At 50.4% G+C, this 10528-nt stretch carries 12 protein-coding genes and 1 pseudogene; 11 read left to right on the top strand and 2 right to left on the bottom strand.

Features of this window, described 5'->3' with window-relative positions; genetic code table 11:
- Positions 1 to 534 precede the first annotated feature (534 nt).
- From L5656_RS08620 to L5656_RS08630, 3 genes are all read left to right on the top strand, one after another.
- Complete coding sequence (locus L5656_RS08620; RefSeq protein ID WP_297201856.1) at positions 535 to 786, top strand: DUF2283 domain-containing protein; 252 nt, start codon at positions 535 to 537, stop codon at positions 784 to 786.
- A 239-nt stretch (positions 787 to 1025) separates the two neighbouring features.
- The gene (hepT, locus tag L5656_RS08625; protein WP_297201858.1) at positions 1026 to 1484 is read left to right on the top strand and encodes a type VII toxin-antitoxin system HepT family RNase toxin; all 459 of its coding nucleotides are present in this window, start codon (positions 1026 to 1028) and stop codon (positions 1482 to 1484) included.
- Positions 1485 to 1493: 9 nt separating this feature from the next.
- Positions 1494 to 1913, top strand: coding sequence for a nucleotidyltransferase domain-containing protein (locus tag L5656_RS08630; protein ID WP_297201861.1), 420 nt, complete (start codon positions 1494 to 1496; stop codon positions 1911 to 1913).
- Between the two features lie 42 nt (positions 1914 to 1955).
- Here L5656_RS08630 and L5656_RS08635 read toward each other — a convergent pair whose 3' ends face one another.
- Positions 1956 to 2090: a hypothetical protein gene (locus tag L5656_RS08635; RefSeq protein ID WP_297201864.1), complete on the bottom strand. Its 135-nt coding sequence runs from the start codon at positions 2088 to 2090 to the stop codon at positions 1956 to 1958.
- Positions 2091 to 2205: 115 nt separating this feature from the next.
- Here L5656_RS08635 and L5656_RS08640 point away from each other — a divergent pair, with 115 nt between their 5' ends.
- The 4 genes from L5656_RS08640 to recA all read left to right on the top strand — a co-directional run bounded on the left by L5656_RS08640 (position 2206) and on the right by recA (position 5150).
- Positions 2206 to 2715, top strand: coding sequence for a hypothetical protein (locus L5656_RS08640; RefSeq protein ID WP_297201867.1), 510 nt, complete (start codon positions 2206 to 2208; stop codon positions 2713 to 2715).
- 222 nt (positions 2716 to 2937) lie between these two features.
- Entirely contained in the window at positions 2938 to 3477 is a 540-nt protein-coding gene (locus tag L5656_RS08645; protein ID WP_297201870.1) for a hypothetical protein, read from the top strand.
- Between the two features lies 1 nt (position 3478).
- On the top strand, positions 3479 to 4072 hold the full coding sequence (locus L5656_RS08650; protein WP_297201873.1) for a hypothetical protein: 594 nt from the start codon (positions 3479 to 3481) through the stop codon (positions 4070 to 4072).
- Positions 4073 to 4094: 22 nt separating this feature from the next.
- On the top strand, positions 4095 to 5150 hold the full coding sequence (gene recA / locus L5656_RS08655; RefSeq protein ID WP_297201876.1) for a recombinase RecA: 1056 nt from the start codon (positions 4095 to 4097) through the stop codon (positions 5148 to 5150).
- A 94-nt stretch (positions 5151 to 5244) separates the two neighbouring features.
- On the opposite strand, the gene L5656_RS08660 is transcribed toward recA, so the two are convergent.
- Positions 5245 to 5631, bottom strand: a complete 387-nt coding sequence (locus L5656_RS08660; RefSeq protein WP_297201879.1) for a type II toxin-antitoxin system HicB family antitoxin — start codon at positions 5629 to 5631, stop codon at positions 5245 to 5247.
- Between the two features lie 340 nt (positions 5632 to 5971).
- Between L5656_RS08660 and L5656_RS08665 the strand changes: the two genes are divergently transcribed.
- From L5656_RS08665 to L5656_RS08680, 4 genes and pseudogenes are all read left to right on the top strand, one after another.
- Positions 5972 to 6277 (top strand): hypothetical protein, encoded by a 306-nt coding sequence (locus tag L5656_RS08665; RefSeq protein WP_297201882.1) that lies wholly within the window; start codon positions 5972 to 5974, stop codon positions 6275 to 6277.
- Between the two features lie 488 nt (positions 6278 to 6765).
- Complete coding sequence (gene cmr1 / locus L5656_RS08670) at positions 6766 to 8061, top strand: type III-B CRISPR module RAMP protein Cmr1 (RefSeq protein WP_297201885.1); 1296 nt, start codon at positions 6766 to 6768, stop codon at positions 8059 to 8061.
- A 14-nt stretch (positions 8062 to 8075) separates the two neighbouring features.
- Positions 8076 to 9029, top strand: a complete 954-nt coding sequence (locus L5656_RS08675; RefSeq protein WP_297201887.1) for an RAMP superfamily CRISPR-associated protein — start codon at positions 8076 to 8078, stop codon at positions 9027 to 9029.
- Positions 9030 to 9043: 14 nt separating this feature from the next.
- Positions 9044 to 10528 (top strand): annotated as a pseudogene (locus tag L5656_RS08680) (CRISPR-associated protein Csx11); the annotation flags it as partial.

Here is a 10528-nt window from a genome sequence, read left to right on the forward strand (position 1 = left end):
TTTTGTTAGCCAGTAGCTGTTTGTAACCTTTATCGTGCGGGTGGTGGGGTAGTTTGGGTTGCTGTTCATGTTGGGGCACGGGAACACTTCCTTCTTACGGACACGTTAATTAGGGGCTTTACGTCCGGTTTTTTCTGGGCCTCCCGGTCCATTTCCTTCTAGGGGAAATTATACTATGTTTCGAGGGAAGAGGAAAGATACTGCGCGGATTATGATATGCTAAGGGGTGTTTCTGGGGTCTACCCGGGGATCTAGTAGAGCTTGAACTTCGCACAATATCTGGGAAGATGGACAGGCTTTTTAGGACATTTTACAGCAAAAAAGAAAATTTTAGCTTTATTTAATTGTAAATTTTAAAACGAAAGCGGAGTGGGAGTGGAGAGAAAATGGGAAAATAATGAAGAGGAAGGGATTAAATATAACTTAAAAAGCAAGGAATGGCCACGGTGTTAAACAATATCCAGCCGATGATGGCTTCATCATAACAGCGTTCCTGACTCGGAGGGTCGGGCAGTAAGGAAAGAGGGTGGTCGTATGGCCGAAGCAATGAGCTACGTCAGGTTAGCCGAAGCGGTCTCGCAGGTGGTCGTCGGTTCCGGCCTTACCGTCCTGCGGGTGTCTTATGACCCGGAGGGCGACGTCCTGTACGTGCATTTCACGGAACAACCGGTCACCGCCGACGACAGCGAATTCGTCGGGGAGGATACTGGGGTTCGCTACCAGGGCGGCGAAGTGGTCGGGGTGACCATACTGAACGCGAGCAGGTTAAAGAAGGGGAAGGAATGAAGACAGGGTCTAAGGAGCTTTTCGCCGCTGCCGAGGATACAGGCCGGGCTCTCTTTTTTGAAGCGAGTGTAGGGGGAGGTATCCTCCATCATCCATTCTCTCCGTTTTTTCCTGCTGCTATGGTAATCTATTTCTTCTACCTAGATTTATTTTAACTGCTACAGCTCATTGTTTTTTCCATAAACGAGTGTTACAATGAAAAATGGAAGTAGCAGGGAATACAAAAGGGAGTACCTCAATTGGAGGAAGGGCTGTTGGCCAAGAAAAACTTCTATCTTAACTATGATCTACTCCGGCAGAAGATGGCCGACATTGAAAAGGCAGTCTCACTTTTAGAAAAGATAGCCTCAAAAACGCTTGAGGAATTCCTAAGCGATGAAGTGCTTATTTCAGGAGCTAAATACCAGCTCATAGTGGCCATTGAAGCGGCCCAGGGTATATGTAATCATCTGGCTGCTCGGGTGGCCAAGGAAGCCCCTGTAAGCTATGCAGACTGCTTTTATATTCTCGGTAAAAACGGGGTTATCTCCGAAGAGACGGCCCGCAAAATGGCTTCTGCAGCCAAATTCCGCAATCTTTTGGTGCACCAATACGGGAAAATTGATGACCGCAAGGTCTTTGAGATACTGCGGAACGATACCGGCAGCCTTCTCCGGTATGTAGAGGAAATAAGATCCTTCTTAAGAACGGTGGAATGAGGTACCGATATGACCCCCAATAAGCGCCTTCTTACAGCCAAAGAGAAAAGGAAAATCAAAAGCATCCTTAAGAGGGAACTTGCCCGCAGGGATGAAATTGTTTTTGCCTACCTGCACGGTTCCTTTCTTTTGCCCGTCCCCTGCGGGGACGTAGATATCGCCGTGTATGTCGCCGAGAAAGCCCTAAGCGCGCATGTTTGGGAATACGAGGCCGACTTAACTATGCACCTCGAGCCGCAGGTACGCCTGCCCGTTGATGTCCTGGTTTTAAACCGCGCACCCGTTACCCTGCGCTATCACGCAACCCGCGGAGAGCTTTTGGTAAGCAAGGATGAACCTAAAAGATATACCTTCCTGGAAGAAACCTGGCGCGAGTACTTCGACTACCAGCCCCTGCTGGAAGCCTTCTTTAAAGATCTTTTATCCTAGCCAAAGAATCCCTATCCCAGCCTGGCTCCCCCGGTATCCTTTTTATGCCTTACGCTCTCCCCTAATTTCTTCGACCACATGATCGCCAGCATGCCGCGCTATTCTTTTTTCCTGCCTTCTCCCTCTCTTCTCCGCAACCGTACACACACATCCTTTACTTTTCCGGCATACACGCACGGGAAATCTCCCACAGGCAACACATACGGTACAACAAACAACAACTTCCTGTATTTGCCTTAAGCCCCCGCTTTAAACCACAATTTAAGTAACAAAATCTAAAGGGGGAAGGAACATGCGCATTTATCCCTGGCTTAAAGAGAAAGAGCTGGCCAAACTCAACTGCCTTATACCCGTCCACAATCCCCAAGATGGGGGAAACTACACGGAGCTGTGGTTTAACACGGGGGAAAAGTACCTGGCCAAAAACAGGGTAAAAACCGTCATACAGTACATCGCGTCCTACCTGGGGGTGGACATCGATCAGGAGTCCGCGGCCTGGGCCGCCGAAGCAAGGCGACATGCCCTGCCCCTGGTGCTGGCTCCCAACTTTACACTGGTGCCCGTGCAGGTAAGGCGCCCGCCTTTTAGAGATGCAGGCGGCACAGGTTATGTAGTAAGGCAGAAGATAATTTCCTGGGAGAAGGTAGAAAAAGGAGAGTTCCGCACCTGCCTGATCCTAGCTGGAGACCAGAAGCTTTTCTGCCTCCTTAAGCCCGCAAGCCTCCTTATGCGCCTGGCCGAAGCAGATAAGGTTACCCAGTTAAGCCAAGAGATCTTTAACCGGCTTTCCGGCGCAACCTAAAAACCTGCGCAGAACTTCTAGCCGCCGCCAGCGCCTTCGCCGCCGCTTCTCGCGCACCGTAAAACCTGTACAGAACGCCTCAAGCCCCGTATTTGCCTGCCCCGGATGTATGTATCCGGGGTTTTTGTTAAGTTACAGGCTCAATTCCTTCTTGACAGACCAAGGACATACATGTACATTGGAATCGAACAGAAATGACTTCCAGGGAGGGGAGGTGTTTCCATGGGATTGTATTTCCGCTTTGCCGTGCCCGGATTGGAGGTAGCCGTCAAGGGCAGGGAAGAGGCCGTAAAAGAGCTCCTAAAGGAAATGCTGGGCCATAAATTCCAGCAAATTTTAGACAGTTGTGTCCTTCGGGCACCAAACAGAGTTGAAACAGTGTCTCCCAACAAGGCGGTAAAAAACAAGGCAGCAGAAGCAAATGCTTCAGAAGCAGAAGCCGTACAAGGCCCGTCCCTTGCCGCCATATATTCCAAGGCCAACATCTCCAATAACAACGAACTCATCCTCCTTGTCGTCTACTACATGGACTACTGCCGGAAAACTCCGCCGGACAACGGCCTTATACGCAAGCTTTTAAGGGACGAACTAAACGCCAGGGATGAAGTTATAAACAGCGTCACTACCTACCTTAAGCGGGCCAGAAACCAGGGGTGGATAGAGCGGCAGGGGAAGGTGTGGCACGTTACACCCTTGGGGCTTGAGAAGATGCAGAAGATACTGGGGCCCTGGGCCCTTGAGGAGGACAAAGGGGGACCTTGATATGGTTTCCGAATATACCTGGCTAAGAGAACTTTCCAAGGTCATTTGCTTTGTGCCTGTATATGTGGACGGAGAAGGTGGGGGCGACTTTACGGAAGTGTGGATGGAGGATGGGACCAAGCACCTTGTAAGAAAGAAGATCAACACCGTGCTTAAAAACGTAGCTTTATTTTTAGGTATAGATATCCGGCAGCAAGCCGCGGCCTGGGCAGGCACAGCCCGCAAACATACCTGTCCCTTGTCCTTAGGGCCAAGCATTACCCTGGTGCCCGTTCCCGTACGGCGCCCCCGCATGCGGAATGAAAGCGGCACAGGATATATAGTAGTTCAGAAGTTTTCTTCTTGTGCGAGGACTTCCCCGGAAGAAGCCGCCCAGGGCTATCCCAGTGCGGTAGTCTTTAAAGGGGGCCAAAGGCTCCTTTCCATCATAAAATTCGAACGGCTTGCGGCCAGAATCATCGAAGGCCAAAACGCATCCAAACGGAGCGAAGAAATCTACGCAACCCTTATTAAAGAGCCTTCGCCGGAGACAGCGCAGGGCACTTACATGACTATAAAGGTGAACAAGGACACCGGTGAGATATTCGTGTATTAACCGTTCCAAGGGGGAATGACAAATGGCGGACGAACGCAGCAAAGTCCTGGAAAGGACCCTGATGGATATCGAGCGCAGGTTCGGCAAAGGGGCCATCATGCGCCTGGGGGAGGCACCCCGGCTGGAGGTGGAGGTCATCCCCACGGGGATCCTGCCCCTGGACATAGCCTTAGGAGTAGGGGGGCTCCCGCGGGGCCGCATAGTGGAAGTGTTCGGGGAAGAAGGATCCGGTAAAACTACGGTGGCCCTCCATGCCATAGCCTCGGCCCAGAAGGCAGGAGGAAACGCAGTATTCATAGACGCCGAGCACGCGCTCGACCCCAGGTACGCGGAAAGCCTCGGTGTGGACATCAAAAACCTCCTCATATCCCAGCCCGACTACGGTGAGCAGGCCCTGGACATAGCCGCTTACCTCATACAGTCCGCAGCCGTGGATATAGTAGTTATAGACTCTGTTGCCGCCCTGTTACCCAGAAGCGAGCTCGACGGGAGCATCGGGGACCAGCAGGTGGGACTTCAGGCCCGGCTTATGTCCCAGGCCATGAGGAAGCTGGCGGGCCTCGTGGCACGGTCCAAGGCGGTGGTCATATTCATAAACCAGCTCAGGGAGAAGATAGCAGCCGGGGGCTTCCAGGGCGGACCTCTGGTCACCACACCCGGCGGCCGCGCTTTAAAGTTTTACGCCTCCGTGCGCATTGAAGCCCGGCAAGGGGAGAAACTTAAGAGCGGCACCTCGGTCTTCGGACACGAACTCATACTTCGGGTGGTAAAAAACAAAGTGGCCCCGCCTTTCCGCACCTGCAAAGTGGACATGATCTACGGCCAGGGCGTATCCATAGAAGGAGCCATAATTGATATGGCCTTAGAGGCGGGCATCATAGAAAAGAGGGGCACCTGGTTCGTATGGGGCGAAGAAAGGCTCGGCCAGGGTAAAGAAAACACCCGCACCTACTTAAAGGAAAATCCCCAGGTACTTGAAGCCTTAAGCAAGGCACTGCAGGAGAAGCTTGGCGCTCTGGCAAGCACAAAAACCTTCCAGGCGGAAGGTGAAGAAGGGCCAGGAGAAGGGCTTTCGTAAAGATAAAAAAGGGCACAACCCTTCCGGCTGCTTCAGTAGAGGGTTGTGCCCTCAAATTGTACTTGGCCTGATGCGGTAGTGCTTGTGGGCATGATTAGCCTTTCATGGATTTTCCTATACCTAGGCTTATTAAGTGGATTAAATATTGGTTGGCACTAACTCCTTCCTTTTTAGCGTTCTCGATTACCATTTTATGAAGACTTTTGGGCATCCGTAGAGGAAAACGACCGCTGTATTCAGCCAGTTCATCTTTCTCCTGGGAGGGTTCGGGTACAGGTAAACCTTCCTCTAGGCTAGCTTCAATCCAGCATTTCTTAGCATCCTGGGCCATTTTAATGGCCTCTTCAATTGTATCTCCAGTACCGATGCAATTGGGTAAATCAGGAAACTCAACTACATATCCCCCACCTTCTTCTTTAGGAAGGGGTTTTACTATAAACGGATACTCAAGATTGAGGTAGTAAGTTAAATCCTTGTTCAACGCAAATTCCTCCTTCAGTCTTCTGCTTCCTCTATTGCTTTTAGGACCATTTTTACATATACTGGCCTCATGGGATTTTGTTTTGGCAGTGTTAGTCTAACATCGCCCTTTATGTATGTATAATGGCTGCTCCCTTTGCTAGGTTGTCTACACTTGAAACCGCGGTGTCTCAGGATTTTGTCCAATTCCTCGAAACTAACGTCCCAAGGATTACGCTTTATTTTCTCTAGCAACTTCTCTTTTCTTGTCATTTGATAGTTCACTCCTGATGCTATTATATATAACATCATATATGATGTCAAAAGTAAAATTACGCCGGCCTCTTAAGAAAATATTGGGCGTGCCCATATATGTAATCACCCCTGGCCGCCCGGGTGCCAAGAAAGCATGGCTTAAGAAGCAGAAATTCCGAAACATAATTGATATGGCCTTAGAGGCGGGCATCATAGAAAAGAGGGGCACCTGGTTCGTATGGGGCGAAGAAAGGCTCGGCCAGGGTAAAGAAAACACCCGCACCTACTTAAAGGAAAATCCCCAGGTACTTGAAGCCTTAAGCAAGGCACTGCAGGAGAAGCTTGGCGCTCTGGTAAGCACAAAAACCTTCCAGGCAGCAGGGGAAGAAGGGGTAGGGGAAGGGCTTTCGTAAAGATACTTTGGAGGAGGCAACGGCGTAAACTCTAAAAAGGGCACAACCCCCTTACGGTTACCGCAGTAGAGGGCTGTGCCCTTTTTGTTTATTTAGCAGGAATTGGAGGTTTCTTGGCGAATAATGTAAATCTATAAGAGAACCCCTAGGTCTGAGTATTCAATGAAGCGCCGTAAAAATGCAATCTGCTTTGTAAAGGCTTAGATAGAAAGATTCGCTAGCCAGCGTGGTTATTGAATTGTCCGGGGACAAATGCTTTACCTGCCTAAGCCGCAACATCTGTACGAAAAATCCTAACCTGGCCTTGGATGGAAGTAGGTTTACATAAAGATTGGTACTATTCTTGTTTTCAGTTTTTTCTCTGTATTAGGTTATAGCAAGGTAACTTAAAGAAGATAAAAGTTATGCAAGGTTTGCCCCTTGGTGACTTAGCTACAGAATGGTGTGTTTTTAGTAGCAAGAGGAAAAGGTGAGGGGGAATATGTAAAATGACTGGCCATCAATTTCAGGTAAAGGAGTGGAAGCTTAAGGCCTTGGCGGATATTTGGACGGGGGACGCCAATAGAAGCGGTAACCGTCTTATACCCACCAGCCTGGTCGGGTCTCTCCGCTGGTGGTTTGAAGTCTTGGTACGGGGACTGGGAGGCAAGGCGTGCGACCCCACCAGTCCTGTTCGCTGCCCGGATAGGCATAAAAAGCCCCCAGAAAATGGCCATCATTGCGTGGTTTGCGAGCTCTTCGGCTGCACCGGCTGGGCACGAAAATTTCGGTTGACAATTTTGGATGAAAATAGAAACGTTATCTTCCACCAGATTCAATCAGGTCATATCTTTATTCTTCGGTTCTTCCCCCTGCGGCCGATTACAGAGGAAGAGTGGTCCCTACTGGACCTCACCTTACGGCTAGTGGCCGAGTATGGAGCGATCGGGGGTAGAACTGTTTTAAAACCATCTGAGGAATGGAGCATAGGTGACTTGGCCAAGGAGAACCTTTTCGAACAAAACAATCAGGTTATAGTCGCCTCTAGTAGGTACGGGCTTCCGCTACAACAGGGCGACATTATTGAGGAGGTTGAAGGAAACAAGGTTCAAAGTTTGTCTGATTTGGAGCGCCTGCTTGCTAACAAAAAGCATGGCGAGCCGATAGGGGTTATTGTTTTAAGAAACAAGAAGCGTCAAGAAATCCCCTGCTGGGCGGGTAAGAGACACCACCAGGATTTCGGACTTATCCAATATGTATCGGGTCCGGATGATTGGCAGTGTTGTAAAAACCGTGAAGACCTCAGTAATTATATCCAGCTATCGAAGTGGCGCGCTGCTCCCCACCAATACACCGACGGTCAGGATGTCCAACATGATTTTTCCTGGGCTTCGTTGCAAAACTTCTGGTGCGTGAAGGGAAAGTATCTGACAAGACAGGAACCGGAACGGAGTAGCTTTAACCAAGTTCTAGGACGCGGTTTGAGTAAAAAATGTAGGGAATGTAATCAAGTCCATTATCCCGGGCAGAAATGTCCCCAGACAGGCAAGCATCCGCGCCGCTACAGCGACGATGATCCAACCGAGCTTTCTAGTATATGGCTCGCCGGCTGCCGACAAGAAAGTAAGAAGGTGTTTAGTTTTAAACATCCTGAGGAAGGCAGCCGCACGTTTGGCTTCATAAAACCGGATACTGTAGATTTCGATGAAATCAAAAGGCGGCTGGGTCAGGTTTGGCCGGACTTCCAGCCCGACAAAGACTTTACTATTGGGGAACAGATTTTGGAAAAATTGTGTTCCATATAAGGAGGAAGCACCTTGTGACTTGGGATTACTTTGTACACTTGGATATGAGCCACCAGGAAGAACCTCCGCGGCTTCCTTGGGCCTTCGCTGCAGGTTTTATAGATCGGAACTCTTTGCTTTTCTTTAAAACAGAGATTGACCACAAGAAATTGGAGGAAACAAGCGATTTCCAAGAAAGGCGCAAGAAACAACAAGACTTAGAAAAACGCAAAAGAGAGCTTCGCGACCGGTATATAAGTAAAGCCGGGTACAGAATACCTATTAGATTATTTCCCTATCTGCATCCAGATTTTTCTTCTCTCCCCTCTCCCCGTTGGCTGGGCCTCCAAGTGGAGTTTGAGTTGCTTACACCGTGGTACTCCAGGGATGACCGGCCTTTCCATCTACTGGATAACCCGGTTCGCAAAGAGCGAGTGTTTGGTGTTCCCTTTATGGCAGCCTCTACTTGGAAGGGACTTTTGCGTTGGGCATGCCGTATGAAGGCAGGGTTACGTGAATACTTGGCAAGCGGAAAAAGTTTCGAGGAATGGAAAGACCCCGAGTGGATTCTCTATCTTTTTGGTAATGAAAAGGGTGAGGAGGAAGACTTTCGGCGAGGGGTGCTGATTTTTTATCCAACCTGGTTTGACAGAATTAGCTTTGAAGTAATCAACCCACATAGCCGGGAACGACGTGCTGGCACCCAACCTATTTACTATGAAGTGGTACCACCTGGTGCTCGAGGTAGTCTCTACTTGCTTTATGCTCCCTGGCCGGGTATGAAGCATACACCTGAACATGCGGAGATCCTTCTCGAACTTTTGACATCCGTTGAGATGCTCCTTATGACTTACGGCATCTCCGCCAAGCGCACCGTGGGTTGGGGCACGGCGAAGATCCTGAAATGGAAAGCGTTTCGCAAGAATAAGCAGCCTGTGGAGCAGGATTGCAGGGACAAGTTTTGGCAAGAGGTGCAGAGAGGGTTTTAGGGAGGGACCGGCCTATGAACTATTTTGCACCTCCAGAGATGTTGCGCCATCACCGACCGCTACTTCTAGCCTGCGAGGCTATCGGTTTGGTTCACATGGCCGGCAAGGCGCGGGCGGAATTTCTACAACGTCAAAGTGACGAAAAGGTAGACTATGACTACAAGCGGTGGCACAACTATGAACAACCGCCTTTCCCGTGGGATGGTCTGTTGGATTGGGTCAAGCAATTTCCCAATAGCTCGATTCCCCCAAACGCGTGGCCCAGTTCCATCAAAGAGTTTACCGAAAAGCACACTGATCATGGCAATAATGGTTTGTTGGGATTGCTCCAGGCGGGTCATGCGATGGCATCGGGTATTGAGAAGAACTTGCCTCGTAAAACCTCCGAGTACCTCAAACAACTTTTACCCCACATGTGGCTTTCCTCGTCCTTCGGTCACCCCAAGCGAAACCTCTTCAGAGATCCGCCGGTGGTTCTCACGGAGCGTGGCTGGAGGGAACTGGTTGCACAAATCCGGCGAGTTTTGGAAAAACTCAGGTCGCTTGCGTTAGGAGGGGCGTCTGAGCCTTCTTTATGGGCAGAGTGGAGAGAGCAGGTCATTGGGAGCAGCTCCTACATCCGGCAGGCCTTTCTCTCCACCCTGGCCGAAACCCGCCTCCCTAACAACGACGTCACTCTCTGGGACCAATCCTATGTGGCAGCAGCCCTGTTCAAGAGTGCGGTAGCGGGAGCGTTATTGGATAACAATTTTCCGTGGAATGACGGCGCCATAAAGCAGAAGATACGCTGGCGCCTTCTCACAATAGCGATAGGTTCAGAACATTATGAGGCGAGGGCGGTGAAGATAGGCGATTGGACAGGCACACAAGCGGTCCTAGAAGATTTCTTCCACCGAGTATCCCACCTCATTGAGGAAGACCTCGCCGTCGGGTCTTTACTTTACCGCGATAGTAGCGTGGCAGTCTTTTCATTTCCAGGCGAGCGGTTCGATGAGTCTGTCCCCGCCCCATGGCTGAATGTTGACGGGTGGGTGACTTGGTTACAGGCGGAGGTAGATCGCATTGCTCAGGAATTAGAGTTAGAAACCCCACCACTGGTACGACTCAGCACCCCTACTCGCTCGTTGGTTCCCCTGGTGCGAGAGCGGAGGGAAGTGTACAAGAAGATCGCTATCCCTTTACACCGTTCTTGGGATGTTCGTTGGTGCGTTCCAGGGGAAATCAGCGGCCATGTTTGCCCTGTATGCCAAATGCGACCTAACGGCGACCCGACGAACAAAAACAAACCTTGTAGGGTATGCCAGGAGCGGCGCCACCATCGGCTCGACGACTGGCTAAACGGACGGCTGGGCTATGATACCATCTGGCTTGAAGAGGTAGCCGATCGCAACGAGCGAATTGCTATCCTAACATTTTCCCTGGATTTGGAGCCCTGGCTGGAAGGTGAGCGAGTGGATAGCTTGCGCGTCCAGGCAATTTCAGAGTGGGCGAGGTTTAAC

Source organism: Thermanaeromonas sp. (genome assembly GCF_021890735.1).
Taxonomy (GTDB): Bacteria; Bacillota; DSM-521; order Neomoorellales; family Neomoorellaceae; genus Thermanaeromonas.

What these genes read in the sequence shown, in the direction of transcription:
- L5656_RS08645 (WP_297201870.1), top strand. Translation starts at nt 2,938, where the DNA reads ATGGGATTGTATTTCCGCTTTGCCGTGCCCGGATTGGAGGTAGCCGTC.
- L5656_RS08650 (WP_297201873.1), top strand. Translation starts at nt 3,479, where the DNA reads ATGGTTTCCGAATATACCTGGCTAAGAGAACTTTCCAAGGTCATTTGC.
- L5656_RS08630 (WP_297201861.1), top strand. Translation starts at nt 1,494, where the DNA reads ATGACCCCCAATAAGCGCCTTCTTACAGCCAAAGAGAAAAGGAAAATC.
- L5656_RS08640 (WP_297201867.1), top strand. Translation starts at nt 2,206, where the DNA reads ATGCGCATTTATCCCTGGCTTAAAGAGAAAGAGCTGGCCAAACTCAAC.
- L5656_RS08620 (WP_297201856.1), top strand. Translation starts at nt 535, where the DNA reads ATGGCCGAAGCAATGAGCTACGTCAGGTTAGCCGAAGCGGTCTCGCAG.
- cmr1 (WP_297201885.1), top strand. Translation starts at nt 6,766, where the DNA reads ATGACTGGCCATCAATTTCAGGTAAAGGAGTGGAAGCTTAAGGCCTTG.
- recA (WP_297201876.1), top strand. Translation starts at nt 4,095, where the DNA reads ATGGCGGACGAACGCAGCAAAGTCCTGGAAAGGACCCTGATGGATATC.